This window comes from Saccharopolyspora rhizosphaerae, assembly GCF_003931915.1.
GTDB lineage: Bacteria > Actinomycetota > Actinomycetes > Mycobacteriales > Pseudonocardiaceae > Saccharopolyspora > Saccharopolyspora rhizosphaerae.
In genome coordinates this window covers 128,526-149,997 of record NZ_RSAA01000008.1, presented here as the reverse complement: position 1 = coordinate 149,997, position 21,472 = coordinate 128,526, and the positions used below count along the sequence as shown (strand labels likewise).

The following is a 21,472-nucleotide window of genomic DNA, read 5'->3' as shown; positions in this document are numbered from 1 at the left end:
CAGATGGAATCGCTGAACCTGCTGCTCGACGGTTTCGCCACCGCGCTGACACCGATGAACCTGGTGTGGGCGGCGCTCGGCGTGCTGCTGGGCACCGCGATCGGCGTGCTTCCCGGCATCGGGCCGGCGATGGCGGTGGCACTGCTGCTGCCCGTCACCTACGCGCTCGAGCCCACCAGCGCGTTCATCATGTTCGCCGGCATCTACTTCGGCGGCATGTTCGGCGGGTCGACGACGTCGATCCTGCTGAACACGCCGGGGGAGAGCTTCTCGGTGATCGCCGCGCTGGAGGGGAACCCGATGGCCCGCAAGGGTCGTGGCGCGCAGGCGCTGGCGACCGCGGCGGTCGGGCACTTCATCGGCGCGATCATCGGGTTGACCCTGCTGGTGCTGCTGGCGCCGACGGTGGCGTCGCTGGCCGTGGACATCGGAGCGCCGGACTACCTGGCGATCACCGTCCTGGCGTTCATCGCGATCACCTCCGTGCTCGGCAAGTCCCGGGTCCGCGGCTTCGCCTCGCTGCTGATCGGCCTGACCATCGGGATCATCGGCCTGGACGAGATGACCGGTCAGCAGCGGCTGACGTTCGGCCTGCTGCACCTGTCCGACGGCGTCGACGTCGTCATCGTGGCGGTCGGGCTCTTCGCCATCGGCGAGTCGCTGTGGGTCGCCGCGCACCTGCGGCGCAGCAAGGCCGAGCCGATCCCGGTCGGCCGCGCGCTGTTGAGCGGGTCCGACGTGCGCCGCACCTGGAAGCCGTGGCTGCGGGGGCCGTTCATCGGATTCCCCTTCGGCGCGGTTCCCGCCGGTGGCGCGGAGATCCCCACGTTCCTGTCCTACGTGACCGAGCGCCGGTTGTCCCGGCACCGCGAGGAGTTCGGCAAGGGCGCCATCGAAGGCGTGGCCGGCCCGGAGGCGGCGGCGAGCGCGTCGGCAGCGGGCACCATGGTGTCGATGCTGACGCTGGGCCTGCCGACCACGGCGGTCGCCGCGGTGATGCTCGCGGCGTTCCAGCAGTACGGCATCCAGCCCGGTCCGCTGCTGTTCGCGCGCGAGTCCGAGATGGTGTGGGCGTTGATCGCCAGCATGTTCATCGGCTCGGTGCTGCTGCTGGTGCTGAACCTGCCGCTGGCGCCGGTGTGGGCCAAGCTGCTGCAGATCCCGCGGCCGTACCTGTACGCGGGCATCCTGTTCTTCGCCAGCGTCGGTGCGTACGCGGTCGGCGGTGAGCCGCTGGACCTGGTGCTGCTGTTCGTGATCGGCGTCATCGGTTTCGCCATGCGCCGCTACGGGTTGCCGATCCTGCCGGCGATCATCGCGGTGATCCTCGGGCCGACGTCGGAGCAGCAGATGCGCCGCGCCCTGCAGATCAGCGACGGCAGTCTGAGCGGGCTGGTCAACACGCCGTTCTCCCTCACCGTGTACTGCGTCGTTGCGCTGATCCTGGTGTGGCCGCTGCTGGCCGTGCTGCTGCGCGGCCGCAAGGCCGAGCAGGAAGACCCCCAGGAGGGGGAGCGGGTGGACGCCTGAGCCCCGGAGCGTCCACCCGTCGAAGCGGCCCGGTCGAAGCCCCTGTCCGACCGGGCCGCTTCCCTGCGCGGCGGGCGTTTTCGCGCTGCGGGGCCGAAAACGTGAGCAGCGCACATGATCGGCGCGCCTTGCGCGGGGAAACTACACTGTTCCGAGTGGTGGACTACCGGATCGACGACCTTGCCCGGGCCGCGGGGACGACTGTGCGCAACGTGCGCGTCTACCAGGACCGCGAGCTCTTGCCGCCACCGCGCAAGGAAGGCCGTGCGGCGATCTACTCCGACGCGCACCTGACGCGGCTCAAGCTGATCATCAGCATGTTGGAGCGCGGGTACGCGTTCGCGCAGATCAAGGAGATGATCGGTGCCTGGGAGTCGGGCCGCAGCCTCGGGGACGTGCTCGGTCTGGAGGAAACCGTCGCCGACCGCACGTGGGCCGTGGAATCCCCACGCGCGGTGACGCTCGGGGAGTTGCGGGAGAACTTCGGCGCGCAGGTCACCCCGGGAACGATCAAGCGCGTCATCGACCTGGGGGTCCTGGAACGTCGCGGACGTGGTTTCGTGACCACGTCTCCGCTGCTCTACGACGCGGCCGTGGAGATGGTCGCTCTCGGCATCCCGCTCAGCGACACGCTGACGATCGCCGAAGAGCTGCTGCAGAAGGTCGACTCGCTCGGCGACGACCTCGCGGACCTGGTGAAGCAGCACGTGGTCACCCGCACCTCGTGCGCGGAGGACGTCACCCCGTTCCTGGCCGACGTCATCGACCGGATGCGTCCGCTGGTGTTCAACGCGTTGCAGGCGGCCGCGATCCGCTCCGCCGAACGCCTCATCCCCTCGGTCGTCGGCGAGCGCATGGCAGAGGTCATGTCCCAGAGGGAGGCTCCGGACGGCGGCCGGGAGAAGGCCAACAGCTGAGCCGGACCCCCGCTGCGAACCGGCTTCGCGTTCTCAGTGATGGGCGACCGCCGAGGACCTCGGCCAGTGCGGAGCTCGGTGAACGGGATGTGCAGCCGCTCTTCGTCGAACTGCCGACCTGATCGACGTGCACGCGCTGATCTACGTCGAGCTCGCGGAGGAGCACTCCGAGCGCACCGGCAAGGAGGTCACTCTTCTCCGTCCTGTGTGGACGCGCGCCTGCACGTGTTCGCTCGTTGACCGGAGGGAACCTGCTCTGCGGAGCACACTCTGAAGTCGTTGTCCGGCACTCGTTCTCCCTCCGAGCATGGTCCGGGTCGACCGGTGCGAGGGAGTGCTGGAGTGCGCTGAACCGCAGGACGTCCGGCCGACGGGAGGAGTGGTCGTCTGCCAGGAGCTGCTGAAGGATCGATCCGCTTGGCGGTGCGGGTAGCGGAGACTCCCGACGGGCGAGCGCAGCGCCTCCGTGGACTCCGTGCGCCGCTCCGATGTATGTCCGTGCACGGCGTCCCGGCGTACTCGCCACGAAAGCGTTCAGAGCCCGCGGCGGGCCAGCGCCTCACGCGGTCGATGAGGATGCGGTGCGCCGATTTTGGACAGTCCCTGGAGGCGAGAGTGCTCGCGGACGTCCTCCAGACCCAGGAGGTGCGAGGAGATGACAGCGGAACCGGCCGGAGGGCGAACCCCGTCGCGGTCTCGGGAGTCGGGTTCCCGCATCGAGGTGCTCCCCTCGAGGAGCGGAGCCATCGTGCGGGACGTGTCCCGTCGAAGCTGCATCACCACTTCCGCCGAGCAGTGGCAGGCGTTCGTGGCTGTGGTCAAGACCGGACGGTTCGACCGGTGAGGGAACGCGAAGGGCTCCTCCGGTGGGTGAACCGGAGGAGCCCTTCGCTTGCTTCAGCTCAGTTCTTGCCGAACCCGGCGCGGCGCAGGGCTTCTGCCATCGCACCAGTGGGAGCGTCGTTGCGCTGACGCCCGCCGCCGCGGTTCTGCTTGCCCCCACCGCGGTTGCCGCCGCCGCGGTTGCCACCACCACGGCCGGAACCGCCACGACCGCCACCGGCGCGGGCGCCCTGCTCGGCGCGCTCGGGCTTGCCGCCCTTGCCCGGCTCGTCGTCGAGCCGCAGCGTGAGGGAGATCCGCTTGCGCGGGATGTCGACGTCGAGGACCTTCACGCGGACGATGTCACCGGACTTCACCACGTCGTGCGGGTCGTTGACGAAGTTCTTCGACATCGCCGACACGTGCACCAAGCCGTCCTGGTGCACGCCCACGTCGACGAACGCGCCGAACGCGGCGACGTTGGTGACCACGCCTTCCAGCGTCATGCCTTGCTGCAGGTCGGCGATCTTCTCGACGCCCTCGGCGAAGGTCGCGGTCTTGAACTCCGGACGCGGGTCGCGGCCCGGCTTGTCGAGTTCGGCGAGGATGTCGGTGACCGTCGGCAGACCGAACCGCTCGCCCACGAAGTCCTGCGGGTTCAACTGCCCGAGCAGCTTCGCGTTGCCGATCAGCGAGTCGATCTCGCTCTGGGTGCTCTGCAGGATCCGGTGCACGACCGGGTAAGCCTCGGGGTGCACCGCGGAGGAGTCCAGCGGGTCGTCGCCGTCGGGGATCCGCAGGAAGCCCGCGCACTGCTCGAAGGCCTTCGGTCCCAGCCGGGCGACGTCCTTGAGCGTCCTGCGGTTCCGGAACGGGCCGTTGCTGTCGCGGTGGCCCACGATGTTCTCGGCCAGCGACTCGCTGATGCCCGACACCCTGGTCAGCAGCGGCGCCGAGGCGGTGTTGACGTCCACGCCGACGGCGTTGACGCAGTCCTCGACCACCGCGTCCAGCGAGCGCGACAGCTTCGACTCCGACACGTCGTGCTGGTACTGGCCCACACCGATCGACTTCGGGTCGATCTTGACCAGTTCGGCCAGCGGGTCCTGCAGCCGACGAGCGATGGACACCGCGCCGCGCAGCGACACGTCCAGCTCCGGCAGTTCCCGTGAGGCGTAGGCGGAAGCGGAGTAGACCGAGGCGCCGGCCTCGGAGACCGAGACCTTGTCGAGCTTGAGCTCCGGGTGCTTGCTGATCAGCTCGGCGGCCAGCTTGTCGGTCTCGCGCGAGGCCGTGCCGTTGCCGATCGCGACCAGCTCGACCTGGTGCTGCTGCGCGAGCGTGGCCAACGTGGCGATGGCCTTGTCCCACTGGCGCTGCGGCTGGTGCGGGTAGATCGTGTCGGTGGCCACGACCTTGCCGGTGCCGTCGACGATCGCGACCTTCACACCGGTGCGGTAGCCGGGGTCCAGGCCCATGGTGGCCCGCGATCCGGCCGGGGCGGCGAGCAGCAGGTCGCGCAGGTTCGCCGCGAACACCCGGACGGCCTCGTCCTCGGCGTGCTGGCGCAGCCGCAGCCGCAGGTCGACGCTCAGCCGGGTCAGGATGCGGGTGCGCCAGGCCCAGCGGACGACGTCGGTCAGCCACTTGTCGGCCGGGCGGCCTTGCGCGGAGATGCCGAACTGCTGGGCGATCCGCAGCTCGTAGGAGGTCGGGCCCTCGACCGGGGTGCCGTCGTCGGGCTCCAGCGAGAGCTCCAGGACCTCTTCGTTCTCACCGCGGAACAGCGCGAGGATCCGGTGCGAGGGCAGCGCGGTGAAGGGCTCGTCGAACTCGAAGTAGTCGGCGAACTTCGCGCCGTCCTCCTCCTTGCCCTCGCGGACCTTGGAAACCACCCGGCCACGCGTCCACACCTGCTCGCGCAGCTCGCCGATGAGGTCGGCGTCCTCGGAGAAGCGCTCCACGAGGATCGAGCGGGCGCCTTCCAGCGCGGCCTGGGTGTCGGCGACGCCCTTCTCGGTGTCCACGAAACCTTCGGCGGTCGTCTGGGGATCGTGGGTGGGATCGGAGAGCAGCTGGTCAGCGAGCGGTTCCAGCCCGGCCTCGATGGCGATCTGGGCCTTGGTGCGCCGCTTGGGCTTGTACGGGAGGTAGATGTCCTCCAGGCGCGCCTTGGAATCGGCGGCGTGGATCTGGGTTTCCAGCTCGTCGGTGAGCTTGCCCTGCGAGCGGATCGACTCCAGCACCGTGGCGCGCCGCTCTTCCAGCTCGCGCAGGTAGCGCAGCCGTTCTTCGAGCGTGCGCAGCTGGGCGTCGTCGAGAGCCCCGGTCACTTCCTTCCGGTAGCGCGCGATGAAGGGCACCGTCGACCCACCGTCGAGCAACTCGACGGCAGAGGCCACCTGACCTTCGCGGACCCCGAGCTCCTCGGCGATCTTCTGATGAACAGTCGTCACGTTTCCTGGTTCCGCCTTCTCTGCGATCTTCGCCAGATCCGGTCGAGCATTGTGCCCGACGGGTCACCAGCGCAACCGTGCCAGTCGGCTCGGCGTGTCGGCGCGGCCGGGGGCCTCGGCGATCCGTTGGTGCGGGCCGAGTTCGGGGCGCTGTGACCCTTGTCTCAGCGGAGTGCGGGACTGTACACAGCTGTGGACAGTCCGTCAGCGCGGAACGAGGCGATCCATGCGGCGTGCTCCGGTGAAAGCGATCCCCTGGGTGGTGGCGGTGCTGCTCACGGGCGCCGTCGTCGCCACCGCTCCCGACGACCAGCGGCAGGGCAGCCCGGTCGCGCAGGTGCTCGGCGACCGGCAACTGCGGCTGATGGCACCGGCAGCGCCCGGCGGCGGCTGGGACCAGACCGCCCGCGAGATGCAGAACGCGCTGCAGGACAAGGCCGGGCGCACCGAGGTCTACAACGTGACCGGCGCCGGCGGGACCATCGGGCTCAGCCAGTTCGTCCGCTACCAGGGTGACCCGACGCAGCTGATGGTCACCGGGCTGATCATGGTCGGGGCTGTCCGGGCGAACGACTCACCGGTCTCGCTCGACGACACCACCCCGTTGATCCGGTTGACGACCGACGCCGAGGTCATCGCGGTGCCTGCGGATTCGCCGATCCGCTCGCTCTCGGACCTCAACGCCCGGATGCGGCAGGACCTGCGCGCGGTGTCCATCGCCGGTGGGTCCGCCGGCGGCGCCGAGCACATCCTGGCCGGGCTGCTCGCCCAAGCCGTCGGTGCCGACCCCGCGCAGCTCTCCTACGTCGCGCACTCCGGAGGCGGCGAACTGCTCAGCACCGCGCTGTCCGGGCGGGCCACCATCGCGATCTCCGGGGTCTCCGAGCTCGAACCGCAGATCACCGCCGGGCAGATGCGGGCGCTGGCGGTCTCCAGCGCGCAGCGGGCGCCGACGCTGCCCGAGGTGCCCACGCTCGAGGAGAGCGGCCTCGACGTCGAGCTGGACAACTGGCGCGGTGTCGTCGCTCCCGCCGGGATTTCCCCGGAGCAGGAGAGCGCTCTGGAGCAGGCACTGCTGGAGATGACCCGGTCGCCCCAGTGGCGGGAGACCCTGGCCGAGCAGGGCTGGGGCGACGCGACCTCGGGCGGCCCGGAGTTCGAGGCGTTCCTGCGACGCGAGCAGGACCGGGTGTCCGACGTGCTCGGCAAGATCGGGTTGGGGTGAGCTCCGTGCACGACCGTCGAACCGCGCTCGCCACCGGGCTGTTCGGGGCGTTGATGCTGCTGGGTGCGGTGGTGATCGTCGCCGACGCGATGCGGTTGCCCGGCCTGGGCTCGGCGATGGGACCCGCCGTGATGCCGGTGCTCGTCGCCGTGCTGCTCGGCGGGGTCGGCCTCGGGCTGCTGGTGCAGTCCGGCCTCCGGCTCCGCACAGCGGAGGCAGTCCCGCGCTCCGGGGCCGCGTGGCGGGTGGCCGCGCTGGTCGGTGCCCTGCTGGCCTTCGCCGTGCTGCTGCCGCTGCTCGGCTACGTCGCCACCGCCACCGGGTTGTTCGTGGCGGCCGCGCTGCTGCTCGGCGCTCCTCGCCGCTGGGTGCTGCTCGCCTACGGGTGGGCGTTGGCCACGGCGGTGTTCTTCGTCTTCGACCGGCTCATCGGGCTGAGCCTGCCCAGCGGACCGTGGGGTTTCTAGTGGAACAGGTAGGACTGCTGCTCGACGGCTTCGCCGCGGCCCTCACGCCGGCCCACCTGCTGTGGGCGCTGGTGGGCGTGACCATCGGCACCGCCGTCGGCGTGCTGCCCGGCATCGGGCCCGCGCTGACCGTGGCGCTGCTGCTGCCGATCACCTTCCGGCTGGACGCTTCCAGCGCGCTGATCATGTTCGCCGGCATCTACTACGGCGGCATGTACGGCGGGTCGACGACCTCGATCCTGCTCAACACCCCTGGTGAGAGCGCCTCGATGGTCTCGGCGCTGGAGGGCAACAAGATGGCGCGGGCGGGGCGGGCCGCGGCCGCCCTGGCCACGGCAGCGCTCGGCAGCTTCGTGGCCGGGACCATCGGCACGCTCGGGCTGACGTTCCTCGCGCCGGTGGTGGCCGGCTTCGCCACCAGCTTCGGTCCGCCCGAGTACGTGGCGCTGATGGCGGTGGCGTTCGTGACCGTCAGCGCCCTGCTCGGCCCCGACCTGCTCAAAGGTGTCGCGAGCCTGCTGGTCGGAGTCGCCGTCGGTCTGGTGGGCATCGACTCGCAGACGGGGCAGCCCCGGCTGACCTTCGGCGTGGACTCGCTGCTGGACGGCATCGACGTGGTCATCGTGGTGATCGCGCTGTTCGCGCTCACCGAGTCCTTCGGACACCTGCTCAGTGGCACCGGCGCCTCGACCGTGCAGCCGCTGCGCGAGCGCGTCGTGCTCTCGCGCTCCGACCTGCGGCGCTCCTGGCCGGCGTGGCTGCGGGGGACGCTGCTGGGGTTCCCGATCGGCAGCCTGCCCGCCGGTGGGGCCGAGGTGCCGACGTTCCTGAGCTACAGCGTCGAGCGCAAGCTCACCAAGCACCCGGAGGAGTTCGGGCACGGCGCGATCGAGGGGGTCGCCGGGCCGGAGGCGGCCAACAACGCGGCCTCGGCGGGCGTGCTGGTGCCGCTGCTGACCCTCGGCCTGCCGACCTCGGCGACGGCCGCGGTCATCCTCACGGCGTTCCAGTCCTACGGGCTGCAGCCCGGCCCCGAGCTGTTCGAGGAGTCCGGGCCGCTGGTGTGGACGCTCATCGCCAGCCTCTACATCGGCAACCTGGTGCTGCTGGTGCTCAACCTCCCGCTGGTGCGGATGTGGGCCAAGCTGCTGACGATGCCCGCGCACAGCATCTACGCCGGGGTGCTGGTCTTCGCGGCGCTGGGCACCTACGCCGCCGGCGGCACGACCGGAGACCTGGTGGTCCTGTGCGTGCTGGGGCTGGTGGGGCTGCTGATGCGCCAGGCGGACATCCCGGTGGCCCCGGCCGTGGTCGGGCTCATCCTCGGGCCGATCGCCGAGCAGCAGCTCCGTCGCGCTCTGACGATCTCCGAGGGCGACCTCTCGATCCTCGTCTCCGGTCCGCTCAGCACCACCCTCTGGTCCGTGGCGGTGGTGGCGCTGCTGCTGGCCGTCGCCGCTCCGCTGCGTCGCCGGGGGAGCCGCGCACCGGCGCGAACGCCCTGACGCGGGCGGCCGCTCCGGCCCAGCAGGGGAGTGGGGCGGTGACGATGGCGTGGAAGCGCCGTTAGGATTCCCCGAGCCACCGGGTGGTTTCACGCTGCGTGAGCGAACATGAGGATCTCGATACCCGATGGGGTTAAACTAGGTAGTCGCCTACGTATAAACCTCGATGGCAGAGCACGCTCCGTCGCGGAGTGTGGGGCTCGTGAAACCCGAAACCCCCGACCACAGCAAGTTCCCCGAGAACAACGATTCCGTCTCGACCCCGAAGCACGAGTCCACCGAGCGTGGGTGGCACGCCCAGGCCGACGCTCCCCGCACGGCGTCGGGGCGTGTCGAGCAGTGGCTGTCCCCGATGGTTCGGCGCGTCCGGGAGAGGGTCGCGCCGCACGTCCCCGAGTCCGTCCGGAGTGCCTCCCGGCAGCGCTCGGTGCAGGTGGGTGCCGGGCTGGCCGCCGTGGGCGTCGTCGGCCTGATCATCGGCGGCGTCGCCGGCGGTGACGACGAGCACGACGTCGCGGAAGCCGCCGTGGCCGCCCCGATGGCCGCCTCGCAGGGCGAGCACAAGAAGGCCGACCCGCCGCAGACCCGTGCGGAGACCAAGACCGAAGCCAAGGGTGAGCAGCCGAAGCAGGAGGCTCCGGTGGGCCCGCCCGTCGAGGGCATCGATGTGTCCAACCACAACGGCAACGTCGACTGGAAGAAGGTCGCCGCCGACGGCAAGAAGTTCACCTTCGTGCTGGCCAGTGACGGCACCAACTTCAAGAGCCCGAAGTACTCCGAGCAGTACCACGGTGCCAAGGACGCGGGTCTGATCGCCGGCGCCTACCACTTCGCACGGCCCGACGAGTCGGACGGCGCGACCCAGGCCAACCGCTTCCTGGACATCATCGACTACAAGAACGACGGCAAGACCCTGCCCCCGGTCCTCGACCTCGAGGTCGACCCCAGCGGCGGTAGCTGCTACGGCAAGAGCGTCAACGAGATGAACCAGTGGACCAAGTCGTTCAACGACACGGTCAAGCAGCGGACCGGCAAGGACCCGATCATCTACGCCAACCCGTCCTTCTGGAAGCAGTGCATGGGCGGCACTGACGCCTTCAAGGACCACGAGCTGTGGCTGGCCGCCTACGAGGTCGACAGCCCCACGGTGCCCAAGGGCTTCCAGGACTGGGACTTCTGGCAGTACACCGACAAGGGCAAGGTTCCCGGCATCAGCGGGAGCACCGACATCAACCAGTTCCGGGAAGGCTTCGAGCGCCTCAAGCAGCTCGCCAGCTGACCGAGAGCTGCACCTCGAGGAGCGGGTCGTCCATCGCATGGGCGGCCCGCTCCTTCGCGCGTGCGGGGGAAAGGTGGCCGCGGCCGGTCTGCACGCGCCTCGATGACGATATTCTCGTCGTCGGCGATCACCCGATCGGAGGGCGCAGCGGAATGTCACGGTGGGAGCAAGAGGTCACCCGAGCGAGGCAGTTGCTGCTCGACAGTGATCACGATGCTGCGGCCCAGCTGTTACGCACCGTGCTGGACGAAGGCGACTACGAAGCCGCCGCCCAGGCCGGCCTCATGCTCGGCGCGATCCTCACCGAGAACGACGACCTCGTCGCGGCCCGCGACGTCTACCAGCGGGTGATCGACTCCGGTCACCCCGTGCACGCCCAAGCCGCCGCCCTCGCCCTCGGTCACCTGCTGCTCAACACCGGGGAACTGCCCACCGCCCAGGTGCTGCTGCGCTTCGCCACCGAAGGCGCCGAACCCGACGAGGCCGGACGCGCCGACGTCCTGCTGGCCCAGGTGCTCCAGCAGCTCGGCGACGCCGGTGGCGCCCGCGAGGCCCGCACCCGCGCGCTGAGCTGCGGCGACCCCGCCGTCGTCGAAGCCGCGCAACAGCTGACCCTGCCGCCCGAGCGCACCGAGGGCACCGAGTTCCTGCAGATCGCCTACCAGCGAGCGCTGGCCATGCTGGAGCAGGGGCGCGACCACGACGCCGAACCGCTGCTGCGCAAGCTCCTCGACAGCGGGCACCCGCACTACGGCTCGCTCGGCGCGGGCAAGCTCTACGCGCTGCACATCGACGACACCGACGTCACCCGGAGCCTGGCCGAGCAGATCATCGAGCTGGGCCACCCCGAGCACCTCGCCTGGGGGCACGTGCTCTTCGGCGGCGTCCAGGTCGCGCTGGGCGACCCGGCCGCGGCCGCGCAGGCCTACGAGCGCGCCGCGCAGGACCCGCGCCCCAGCGTGCGGCTGCACGCGCTCATCCAGCTGAGCCTGCAGCAGCGCCGGATGGACCAGGTCCCGCAGGCCCGCGCGACGCTGCAACGCGTCATCGACAGCCGCCACCCGCGCTTCAGCCTGGAAGCGCTGGGCGTGCTCGCCGAGCTGCAACGCGACACCGGTGACGTCGAGGCCGCGATCGCCACGTTCGGCCTGGTGGTGGGCTCCGGACATCCCGACAAGGCGCCGCGCGCCGCCTACCACGTCGGCGTCCTGCGCTACGAGCAGGGCGACCAAGTCGCCGCCGCGGAGGCGTTCCGGCTGGCCGCGCAGGCCGAAGACACCAACGTCGCGCACGAGGCCGAGTTAGCGCTGTCCACGATGGACGTCGAGGCGCCCGGCGTGGAGGACACCGCGCAGCTGTCCGTTCAGCCCGTCGAACCCGAGCACGCTGAACCGGCCGCACCCGCTGAACCTGCCGAGCAGGCCGAACCGCCCCACCCCGACGAACTGCGGCGCCGCGCTCAGCAGGCCGCCGCCTCCGGTGACATCGCGGTGACGCGCGAGGCGTACCAGGCGCTCATCGAGTCCGAACCCGACTCCCGCGCGCGCACGCAGATCTCCCTCGCCCTCGCCGAGGCCGCGCTCGGCGACCCCGCTCGCGCCCGGCAACTGCTGCGCGGCACTGCCGCCGAGGCCGGACCGGACGCCCGCTGCGCCCAGTTCCTCGACGCGCTGCTCGACGAACCGGCCGCGCGCGGCGCGCTGCCGGTGCTGCTGCGGATGCAGCGCGACGACGAGTCCGAAGTGGAGGCGGTGCTCGCCGGCGCCGAGCCCGCGGCGCGCGAACTCGCCGAAGCCGCCCGCGCCGTGCGCACCGGTCAAGCACCGGCCGCCGACCTCACCCGGCTCGCCGAGTCGCCGAACTCCCTCGTCGCCACGGCCGCGCGCGCCGAACTGGCCGAAGACCTGCTGCGCCGCGACGAGCCCGAGGAGGCGCGCAGGCTGTTGCAGCGCGTCGTCGCGGAAGGCCACCCCGTGCTGCGGCCGTGGACCGCCTGCAGGATCGGCGAGCTGCTCATGGAGCGCGGGGAGCCGGACGGGACCATCGCCGCGTACGAGACCGCGCTGGCCACGCGGCACCCGGCCGTCGTCGGCGAGGTCTTCGGCAAGCTCTCGCTGATCTACCGCACGATCGGACGCGACGAGGCGTTGATCGACCTCTACCAGCGCACCGCTGCCAGCGGACACCCGGAGCACGGGCCGCGGGCGGCCTTCTTGCTGGGTGAGCACCACGTCGACGAGGACCGCCTCGACCAAGCTCTGGAGCTGTTCACCCGCGCGGCCGGATCGTCGTCGAGCGCCGCGTCGGTCGCGGTGTTCGCGATGCGCGCGCTGCGCCAGGAGCTCGAACCGGCGCGCGCCAGCTTCCTGCTGCTGGCCGACGAGGCCGACGACCACTTCACGGCCACCCAGCTGTGCCTCACGCTCGCGCACCGCTACCTGCGGCGCGGAGTCCCGGCGTTCACCGACTGGGCGCTGCGGCTGGTCGCCGAGGCCGGGCACGCCGAACTCCGCCAGCAGGGGCTGCTGCTCCTGGGGGCCACGCGCGAGGAGCACGGTGACACCGACGGTGCGCTGGAGGCCTGGCGCGGTGCGGCCGAGGGCGCCGATGCCGAGGACGCCGCCACCGCCAAGGTCAGCACAGCCGAGCTGCTGCTGCGCCTCGACCGTGCCGAGCACGCGGCGGAGCTCTTCGCCGAGGTCGCGGCTGCGGGAGTCGGCAGCTCGGAGCGGGCCGCCGCCCGCCTCGCCGAGGTCCGACCCGCCGCGCCAGAGGAGGAAACCCCTGCGGCGCAGGAGGAGTCACCCGACGAGCGCGCGCACCGGTTGCTGCGCCAGGGCGACCTCGAGGGCACACGGGCCGTGATCGCCGAGCACCACTGCTCCGAGCCGGTCGCCGACTTCTGGGTCGCGGCCTGGACGGACCTGTCGGTCGCCGCCCGCGTGCTGACCGGTGCGTCCGAGGAGGACGCCCGGACCTGCTCCCGGCTGGGCCTGGAGTTCGGCCGCCGCGCACGAGCCGCCGGCAGCCCGGACGCACCCGCCTTCTTCCGCCTGGTCGCCGACCACGGTCACCGCACCACGCTGGCCGAGGCACGGACCGCGCTGGGCGAGCTCGCCGACGAGCGAGGCGAGAACGCCCTCGCTCTGAGCTGGTACCGCCGTGCGATCCGCACCGGCGAGCCGACGGCCACCGCGCGCGCCGGGGTGCTCATGGCCCAGCTCCTGGTCCGGGTGCACGACCTCAACGGCGCCATCGCCGTCGCCCGCCACGCCCGGGTCGAGGGGGCCGGGCCCGCCGCGGTGGAGGCCGGCGTGCTGCTGGGGCACCTGCAGCACTGGATCGGCGAAGCCGCTGCGGCTGCGCAGACCTGGGACGAGACGGAGCAGGCCGCCGGGTCCGCCGAGGACTTCGGCGCGGCGTTGTGGCGGCGGATCAGGGCGGTCGGCGAGAACGCACCGGAGTCAGCGGACATGCTGCTGCGCGCGGCCGGATCGGCTGACACCTCGGCCGCGGTCCAGGCGTACCTGCTGCTCGCCGACCGGGCCGAGGAACGCGCCGAGCGGGTGCGCTGGTTGGAGAGCGCGGTCGAGCTGGGCGTTCCGGTGGGCTCCGACTTCGCCCGCAGCCGACTGGGCGAGCTGTTGCTCGAGGACGGTGACGAGGACGCCGCGCGGCGCCACTTCGAGCGGGTGAGCAGCTGCGAGGACCCGGGGATCGCCGCGCGCGGCGAGTTCGGCATCGGCCTGATCCGCTACGAAGCCGGTGACCTGCCAGGCGCGGTGTCCGCGTTCGTCAGGGCCGCCGGGCACGTGCCCGAAGAGGAGCTGGGGGAGGACGCGCTGAACAACGTGCGCGTCGTCCTCGACGAGCAGCGCGGTCACGGCGATCACCTGGAGGCCACCGACACGCTGCGCCGGATGACCGCGGTGGTGCCCGAGGAACACGTCGCCGAGTGGGCGCAGGAGGCGGGTTCGGCCTTGCTGGCCGCGGACGACGTGGAATCGGCGCTGGTGTACCTGCGCTGCGCGGTGGAGATCGGCGCGCCCGAACCCGGCCCGGAGGCGGTGCTGTCGCTGGGTGAGGCGCTGCACCGGCGAGGTGATCTCGCCGGTGCCCGCCAGGCGTACGAACGCGTGCTGGGCGCCGAAGACCACCTCGCGGCCCGAGCGCACTACCGGCTCGACGCGCTGCGCGCGGACGAAACTCCGGTGGTGAGCCGGGAAACGCGCTGATTCAGGCTCGGATCAAGGTCTCCGGCAGAGCCAGGACCTGGTCGACGACGTCGATGACGCCGCCGGTGATGCGCCAGTAGGCTGCGTGCGTGTCGGTGCGGATCTCGCCGCGGCGGGGAACGCGCGCGGCGCGAACGGTGTCCTCGGCCAGGACTTCGACGATGTCGATGACATCGCCGTGCGGGCGCACGTAGATCAGCGCCTCCAGCTCACCGGCGCCGTCGCGCACCGGCGGCATGAGTTGGAAGCCCCGCAGCACCAGCTTGCGCAGCCACATGCTCGGGTCGGGTTCACCCGCGTTTTCTGACGAGAGCATCTGCAGCCCCCCAGATTCTTCCGTCGCAGATCATCGGCACCTGCACGTGCAGGGGCCAGACCTTAGCACAGCGGAGAGCAACCAGTCGATCACAGCGAGTGAGTGCATGAGGCGTTCGCCCTGCGAACGTTTTTCGGCTCGATCTGACCAAACGCTTGCTTGTTTCAGGCCTGCCGCCGGGACTACTCTGGACCGGCCACTGGTGGCGACGGAAGGGACTCCTCATGGCGGAGGCTTACATCATCGACGCGGTGCGCACGCCGGTCGGCAAGCGCGGCGGCGGGCTCAGCGGGATCCACCCCGCGGACCTGTCCGCGCACGTGCTGCAGAACCTGGTGGACCGCACCGGAATCGACCCGGCGGAGGTCGACGACGTGGTCTGGGGCTGCGTCGACACCGTCGGCGGGCAAGCCGGCAACATCGGCCGCACCGGCTGGCTCGCCGCCGGCTACCCCGAGCACGTCCCGGGTGTCACCGTGGACCGGCAGTGCGGTTCTTCGCAGCAGGCCGTGCACTTCGCCGCCCAAGCGGTGATGTCCGGGACCAACGACCTGGTCGTCGCCGGCGGCGTGCAGAACATGTCCGCGATCCCGATCGGGAGCTCGTTGCGCGGCTCCGACGACCTCGGGTTCCCCCGCGCCTACGGGCCGGGATGCGGATCGGAGGGCTGGGCCAAGCGCTACGGCGACGAGGTCGTCACGCAGTTCCGGGGAGCGGAGCTCATCGCCGAGCAGTGGGACATCTCCCGCGCCGAGATGGAGGAGTTCGCGCTCGCCAGCCACCTCCGCGCGATCGCCGCCATCGACGGCGGGCACTTCGACCGGGAGGTCGCGCCCCTCGCGGGCGTTGAGCACGACGAAGGCCCGCGGCGCGACACCGACAGGGACAAGCTCGCCTCGCTCAAGACGCTCAGCGACGGCGGACGGCTCACCGCGGGTGTCGCCAGCCAGATCTCCGACGGGTCGGCGGCGCTGCTGGTCGCCTCCGAGCAGGCGGTCCAGCGGCTCGGCCTCACGCCGCGCGCCCGCGTGCACCACATGAGCGTGCGCGGCGACGACCCGGTGAAGATGCTGACCGCGCCGATCCCTGCGACCAAGCACGCCTTGGACAAGACCGGTCTCAAGTCCTCCGACATCGACGTCGTGGAGATCAACGAGGCCTTCGCCAGCGTCGTCCTGTCCTGGCAGAAGGAGGTCGACATCGACCCGGCCAGGGTCAACCCCAACGGCGGCGCCATCGCCCTCGGTCACCCGCTGGGCGCCACCGGAGCCAAGCTGATGACCACGATGCTCAACGAGCTCGAGCGCACCGGCGGCCGTTACGGCCTGCAGACCATGTGCGAAGGCGGCGGCACCGCCAACGTGACGATCATCGAGCGGCTCTAGGTGGAGGCGACGTGGCGATCAACAGGGACTACACCGGTTTCGAGTTCACCTCCGACGAGGCCTACGAGGTCAGCCGCGGCAAGATCCGGGAGTTCGCCGACGCCGTCGGTGATCCGAACCCCGCGTACCGGGACCCGGCCGCGGCTCGCGAGCTCGGGCACCCGGACGTGATCGCGCCGCCGACCTTCGCCATCGTGGCCACCGGAGCCGCGTCGGAGAAGAACCCGATCCTGCGCCCGGACTTCGGGCTGAACTACCGGATGGTGGTGCACGGCGAGCAGAAGTTCAGCTACCGGCGCCCGATCCGCGCCGGGGACGTGCTCAGCACCAAGGGCCGGATCGTGGAGATCCGCGACGCCGGGCGCAACGAGCTGGTGCGCATCGAGACCGAGATCGTCGACGCCGACGGTGACCTGGTCGGGACCGCGGTGAACACGATCATCTCGCGCGGGACCGCAGAGGGAGGGCAGTGATCGTGGCCGCGAGCGTGGCGTTCGACCAGGTCGAGGTGGGCACCGAGATCCCCGCGCAGCGCTATCCGATCCAGCGCTTGACGCTGGTGCGCTACTGCGGGGCGTCGGGCGATTTCAACCAGATCCACTGGAACGAGCGGATCGCCAAGTCCGCGGGGCTGCCGGACGTCATCGCGCACGGCATGCTCACCATGGCCGAAGCCGCTCGGCTGGTCACCGACTGGGTCGGTGACCCCGGTGCGGTCGAGGAGTACGGCGTGCGGTTCGCGAAACCGGTCGTCGTGCCTGACGACGACACCGGCGTCGAGGTCGAGGTCGCCGGCCGGGTCACCGAGAAGCTCGACGACCACCGCGCGGTCGTGGAACTCTCGGCCACCTCCGCCGGCGCAGACGTCCTGGCGCAAGCAAGGGCAGTCGTCAGGCTGTCCTAGAGCTCGTCGACGTCCAGCGGCGCAGGCGAGGTCCCGCGCAGGACCTCGGCTGCGCCGCTGCGTCTTCTTCCGCGCTGTCGAGGGAAAAAGCCCAGGATCCGGCGCCGTGTGCGGCAGGGGAGTTCAGCCGGCCTTCTCACCCGATCAGGCGGGGGCTGACATGTCGCGCGACATGTCAGCCCCCGCCTGATCGGGTGACTCGGGGTGCCGTGCGCTAGGCGTGCGCCACGAGCGGTGCACGAGGTGCCGCTCGTTCCCCGCTGCGTGCGGAGCGGCTGCCTAGGCGGTCAGGAGCGTCGCGCGGTGGTTCCTGGGGGTGCCGAACAGCTGGGTGTTGGCGTGGGCGCGTTTGAGGTGCAGGTGCGCTTCGTGCTCCCAGGTGATCCCGATGCCACCGTGCAGCTGGATCCCTTCGGCGGCGATCGCGCGGTAGGCCTCGGTGCACGCCGATTTCGCCATCGCCGCAAGTCCGCTCGCCCGCTCGTCCTGAGTGGACACCGCCCAGGATGCGGCGTAGGACAGCGAGCGGGCGGCTTCCACGGCCACGTAGCAGTCGGCCAGCCGGTGCTTGAGCGCTTGGAACGAGCCGATCGGGCGGCCGAACTGGGTGCGCACCTTGGTGTACTCCACCGTCTCGTGCAGCCACCGCTGCGCGGCGCCCACCGACTCTGCCGCCACCGCGGCCGCGGCGACGTCGACGATGCGCTGCACCGACGGCGTGCCCAGCAGCCGCGCGGGGGTGCGGTCCAGGCGGACCTCGGCCATCCGCCGGGTCAAGTCCAGCGGTGCGGCCGGGACGACCTCGGGTGCCTCCACCTCGAACAGGGCTGGCCGCCCCTCCGCGGTGGCCAGCACCAGCACCGCGTCGGCCTGGGCGCCGTCGAGCACGTGCACCTTGCGGCCGTTGAGCGACCACGCGTCACCGTCGCGGCGGGCGGTGGTGCGCAGATCGCCGCACTCCCACCCGATCTCCGGCTCGGCCCACGCGAGCGAGACCACCCGCTCGCCGGAGGCGATGCCCGGGAGGAGCCGTTCGGACGCCGCCCGGTCGCCGGCGGCCAGCACCGCCTCGGCGGCGAGGACCACGCTGCCCAGGAAGGGGATGTCCGACAGCCGCCGACCGAGCTCCTCCACCACGATCAACGTCTCGAGCAGGCTGAACCCGCCGCCGCCGCACTCCTCGGGGATGCCCAGCGAGTGCGCCCCCACCTGCTCGGCGAGCTGCGACCACACCTGCCGGTCGAACCCCTCCAGCACGGCGTCGGGCTCGTGGACCTCGGGCCCACCGCGACGATCGACCAACCGCCGCACGACGCTGCGGAGCTCTTCCTGCTCCTCGGTGAACGCGAACCGCACAACAACCTCCCAGTGCCGAAGTACCACCCGTTGACGTGCGCGCGGTCAGGGGCTTCCGATGGGCGTCTCCGGGTCGGTGGACAGGGCTGCCGCGATCCGCCGGCGGTGCCAGGCGGGAGTGCCCCAGGACTGGCGCAGGGCGGCGGTCTTGGTCAAGAAGCGGTGCAGGTCGTGCTCGGCGGTGTAGCCGATGGCGCCGTGGACCTGCAGCGCGGTGCGGGCGGTGAGGTGGGCCGCTTCACCCGCGGCGAGCTTGGCCGCCGAGGCGTCCCGGCCGGCGTGGGCGGTGTCGGCCGCCAGCGCCGCGCCCCGGATGAGGGGCCGCGCGAACTCCAGCTTGAGCAGGGCGTTGGCGAGGTGGTGCTTGACCGCCTGGAACTCACCGACCGGTCGGCCGAACTGCTGCCGGTGCGTGACGTGCTCGGTGGCCAGGTCGAGCATCCGGTGTCCGAGCCCGAGCAGGTACGCCGCGCATCCCAGCACCGCGAGGTCGAAGCCCCGCTCGAAGTCTGCGCCGGGGACGTCTTCGCCTCCGGCGGCCGCCACCTCGAACAGCCGCCGCGCGGGGTCGAAGGAGTCCGTGCGCTGCAACGAGAGCCCGGTGAGCCGTCGGCTCGCCCCTGGCCCGCAGGCGTAGACCTCGTCGGCGAGGTCGGCGTCGAGCGCGCAGGGCACGTGCGGCTCCACCACGGCCGTGCGCACCACCGTGTCGGCGGTGAGGTCGGGCAGCAGCGCGGGCAGCAGTGCGAGCGACTCGACCACCGGACCCGGCAGCCCGGCGTAGCCGAACTCCTGGAGGCAGACGGTCAGCTCCACGGTGCCGAGCCCGAGACCGCCGCGTTCCTCGGGCAGGGTGAGGCCGGTGACGCCGAGGTCGCCCAGGCTCTGCCACAGCTTCCGCCACTCCTCGCCGTCGCCGTCGACCCAGGAGCGGGCGATGGCCGGCACGTCGGCGGTGGTGAGCAGCGAGCGCAGCGTGTCGGCCATGTCCTGCTGCTCGGCTTCGAGGACGAACCTCATCGCGACCCCCTCGGCAGGCCGAGCACGCGCTCGGCGGCGATGTTGCGCTGGATCTCGTTGGTCCCGGCGTAGATCGGCCCGGCCAGCGAGAACAAGTAGCCCTCGACCCACGCACTGCTCTCCGCCGCCGGGCCCAGCAGGTCCCAAGCGGTTTCGTGCAGGGTGGTGTCCAGTTCGGACCAGAAGACCTTGTTCAGGCTCGCCTCCGCGCCCAGTCCTGCGCCGTCGAGGACCTTCGTGACCGTCTCGAAGGTCGCCAGCCGGTAGGCCTGCGCGGACACCCAGGAGTCCACCACCCGGTCGTCCTCCAGCGCCCCGGGGACGTCGAGGAGCCGCCGTGCGGTGGCCAGGAAGCGGCCGGGGCTGCGCAGCGTGAGGCCGCGTTCGTTGCTGGCGGTGCTCATCGCGACCCGCCAGCCGTCGCCGACACCGCCCAGCACGTCCTCGTCGGGCACGAAGACCTCGTCGAGGAACAGCTCCGCGAACGCCGGTTTGCCGTCGATGCGCTGGATCGGCCGCACCGTCACACCGGGCGCGTCCAGCGGGAACAGGAAGTAGGTCAGCCCCTTGTGCCGGGGCGCGTCGGGGTCGCTGCGGAACAGGCCGAAGGCGAGGTCGGCGAACGCCGCGCGCGAGCTCCACGTCTTGTTCCCGCTGAGCAGCCAGCCGCCGTCGACCCGCCGCGCGGTCGAGCGGATGCTCGCGAGGTCGCTGCCCGCTTCGGGTTCGGACCACGCCTGCGCCCAGATGTCCTCGGCGGCGGCCATCCTCGGCAGGTAGCGCTGCTTCTGCTCGGGCGTGCCGTGCTCGAAGAGCGTGGGTGCCAGCAGGAAGATGCCGTTCTGGCTGACCCGGCCCGGTGCGCCGGCCGCGTAGTACTCCTCCTCGAAGAGGACCCACTGCAGCAGCGAGGCACCGCGACCGCCGAACTCCTCCGGCCACGACACCACCGACAGCCCGGCCGAGTGCAGCAGCGCCTCCCACTCCCGGTGTGCGGCGAAACCCTCCGCGGTCTCCAGCGACGGCAGCGGTTCAGCGGGCACGTGCTCGCGCAGCCACGCCCTCACCTCGTCGCGGAAGGCCAGGTCGGAGTCCGAGAACGACAGATCCACGGCTCACCCACGCTCCTCGTTGGACTTCTTCATGCTGCGTGCGTCCATGCCCGCCAACGAGTCCTTCCCGACCTCGGCGTTGTGGGCGTGGGCGAAGTGGTGCAGGCCGAAAGCCGAATCCATCCCGCTCTGCATGCCCATCAGGTCCTCGGCCTGGTTGATGGCCTTCTTGGTCAGCGACAGCCCGAACAGCGGCATCTCCGCCACGCTGCGGGCCAGCTGCGTGGTGGCTTCGGAGAGGTCCTCGCGTGGCACGACCTGGTTGACCATGCCGATCTCGTAGGCGCGCTGGGCGCTCATCCGCTTGCCGGTGAACAGGAACTCCTTGGCGATGCGGGGACCCAGCACCCACGGGTGCGCGAAGTACTCCACGCCCGGGATGCCCATCTTCACCACGGGGTCGGCGAAGAACGCGTCCTCGCTGGCCACGATCAGGTCGCACACCCAGGCCAGCATCAGGCCACCGGCCACGCAGGCGCCCTGCACCGAGGCGATCACGGGCTTGGGCATCTCCCGCCACCGGCGGCACATGCCCAGGTAGACCTCCTGCTCGCGGGCGAAGCGGGACTCGCCGCCGGCGTGCTTGGTGTGGTCCCACCACAACCCCGCCCGGCGCGGGTAGCTGACGTCGATGTCGCGCTCGGGGGAGCCGATGTCGTGCCCGGCGGAGAAGTGCTTGCCCTCGCCCGCCAGCACGATGACCTTGACCTGGCCGTCCTCGCACGCGCGGTAGAACGCGTCGTCGAGCGCGTAGGTCATCACCGAGTTCTGGGCGTTGCGGTAGTCGGGCCGGTTCATCGTCACCACGGCGACCTGGTCCTGGACTTCGTAGGTGACGACCGCTCGTTCTGCTGCCATCGGGCGCTCCTAGCTCGGCCTTGCGATCACGGCACGTCGAGGTTAGCCGAACAAGCAAGTGCTTGGTAGAGTGAGCGCGCGGGAA

The 21,472-nt window shown here is 71.2% G+C and carries 16 protein-coding genes; 10 read left to right on the top strand and 6 right to left on the bottom strand.

Going from position 1 to position 21,472, the window contains the following annotated elements; translation table 11 throughout:
* Positions 1–3: 3 nt before the first annotated feature.
* Complete coding sequence (locus EIL87_RS09885) at positions 4–1,530, top strand: tripartite tricarboxylate transporter permease (RefSeq protein ID WP_125089921.1); 1,527 nt, start codon at positions 4–6, stop codon at positions 1,528–1,530.
* Positions 1,531–1,685: 155 nt separating this feature from the next.
* The gene (locus tag EIL87_RS09880) at positions 1,686–2,447 is read left to right on the top strand and encodes a MerR family transcriptional regulator (RefSeq protein WP_125089920.1); all 762 of its coding nucleotides are present in this window, start codon (positions 1,686–1,688) and stop codon (positions 2,445–2,447) included.
* Positions 2,448–3,349: 902 nt separating this feature from the next.
* On the opposite strand, the gene EIL87_RS09870 is transcribed toward EIL87_RS09880, so the two are convergent.
* On the bottom strand, positions 3,350–5,725 hold the full coding sequence (locus EIL87_RS09870; RefSeq protein WP_125089918.1) for a Tex family protein: 2,376 nt from the start codon (positions 5,723–5,725) through the stop codon (positions 3,350–3,352).
* A gap of 241 nt (positions 5,726–5,966) precedes the next feature.
* Here EIL87_RS09870 and EIL87_RS09865 point away from each other — a divergent pair, with 241 nt between their 5' ends.
* From EIL87_RS09865 to EIL87_RS09845, 5 genes are all read left to right on the top strand, one after another.
* Complete coding sequence (locus tag EIL87_RS09865; protein ID WP_199740334.1) at positions 5,967–6,950, top strand: Bug family tripartite tricarboxylate transporter substrate binding protein; 984 nt, start codon at positions 5,967–5,969, stop codon at positions 6,948–6,950.
* A gap of 5 nt (positions 6,951–6,955) precedes the next feature.
* Positions 6,956–7,417: a tripartite tricarboxylate transporter TctB family protein gene (locus EIL87_RS09860; protein ID WP_125089916.1), complete on the top strand. Its 462-nt coding sequence runs from the start codon at positions 6,956–6,958 to the stop codon at positions 7,415–7,417.
* A complete protein-coding gene (locus EIL87_RS09855; RefSeq protein WP_125089915.1) occupies positions 7,417–8,922 on the top strand; it encodes a tripartite tricarboxylate transporter permease in 1,506 nt (501 codons plus the stop codon). The genes EIL87_RS09860 and EIL87_RS09855 overlap by 1 nt, the downstream gene beginning before the upstream one ends.
* Before the next feature lie 202 nt (positions 8,923–9,124).
* A complete protein-coding gene (locus EIL87_RS09850) occupies positions 9,125–10,201 on the top strand; it encodes a lysozyme (protein WP_233576136.1) in 1,077 nt (358 codons plus the stop codon).
* 152 nt (positions 10,202–10,353) lie between these two features.
* Positions 10,354–14,436, top strand: a complete 4,083-nt coding sequence (locus tag EIL87_RS09845; RefSeq protein WP_407690527.1) for a tetratricopeptide repeat protein — start codon at positions 10,354–10,356, stop codon at positions 14,434–14,436.
* Position 14,437: 1 nt separating this feature from the next.
* Here the strand turns inward: EIL87_RS09845 and EIL87_RS09840 are convergent, their stop codons facing one another.
* Complete coding sequence (locus EIL87_RS09840) at positions 14,438–14,752, bottom strand: hypothetical protein (protein WP_125089912.1); 315 nt, start codon at positions 14,750–14,752, stop codon at positions 14,438–14,440.
* Positions 14,753–14,976: 224 nt separating this feature from the next.
* Here EIL87_RS09840 and EIL87_RS09835 point away from each other — a divergent pair, with 224 nt between their 5' ends.
* From EIL87_RS09835 to EIL87_RS09825, 3 genes are read left to right on the top strand one after another with little or no spacing between them, the layout of a single operon-like run.
* Positions 14,977–16,137, top strand: a complete 1,161-nt coding sequence (locus EIL87_RS09835) for an acetyl-CoA C-acetyltransferase (protein WP_125089911.1) — start codon at positions 14,977–14,979, stop codon at positions 16,135–16,137.
* 11 nt (positions 16,138–16,148) lie between these two features.
* A complete protein-coding gene (locus EIL87_RS09830) occupies positions 16,149–16,610 on the top strand; it encodes a MaoC family dehydratase N-terminal domain-containing protein (RefSeq protein ID WP_125089910.1) in 462 nt (153 codons plus the stop codon).
* A gap of 2 nt (positions 16,611–16,612) precedes the next feature.
* On the top strand, positions 16,613–17,041 hold the full coding sequence (locus tag EIL87_RS09825) for a MaoC family dehydratase (RefSeq protein WP_125089909.1): 429 nt from the start codon (positions 16,613–16,615) through the stop codon (positions 17,039–17,041).
* 279 nt (positions 17,042–17,320) lie between these two features.
* On the opposite strand, the gene EIL87_RS09820 is transcribed toward EIL87_RS09825, so the two are convergent.
* Genes EIL87_RS09820 through EIL87_RS09805 form a run of 4 tightly spaced genes read right to left on the bottom strand, consistent with a single transcriptional unit; the run spans position 17,321 to position 21,387 of the window.
* Positions 17,321–18,397 (bottom strand): acyl-CoA dehydrogenase family protein, encoded by a 1,077-nt coding sequence (locus EIL87_RS09820; protein ID WP_125089908.1) that lies wholly within the window; start codon positions 18,395–18,397, stop codon positions 17,321–17,323.
* Positions 18,398–18,442: 45 nt separating this feature from the next.
* Positions 18,443–19,417 carry an acyl-CoA dehydrogenase family protein gene (locus EIL87_RS09815; RefSeq protein ID WP_125089907.1) on the bottom strand — a complete coding sequence of 325 codons (975 nt, stop codon included), beginning with the start codon at positions 19,415–19,417 and terminating at the stop codon, positions 18,443–18,445.
* On the bottom strand, positions 19,414–20,529 hold the full coding sequence (locus EIL87_RS09810) for an acyl-CoA dehydrogenase family protein (protein WP_125089906.1): 1,116 nt from the start codon (positions 20,527–20,529) through the stop codon (positions 19,414–19,416). Before EIL87_RS09810 ends, EIL87_RS09815 begins: the two co-directional genes overlap by 4 nt.
* A gap of 3 nt (positions 20,530–20,532) precedes the next feature.
* Positions 20,533–21,387: an enoyl-CoA hydratase gene (locus EIL87_RS09805; RefSeq protein ID WP_125089905.1), complete on the bottom strand. Its 855-nt coding sequence runs from the start codon at positions 21,385–21,387 to the stop codon at positions 20,533–20,535.
* Between the last annotated feature and the right edge of the window lie 85 nt (positions 21,388–21,472).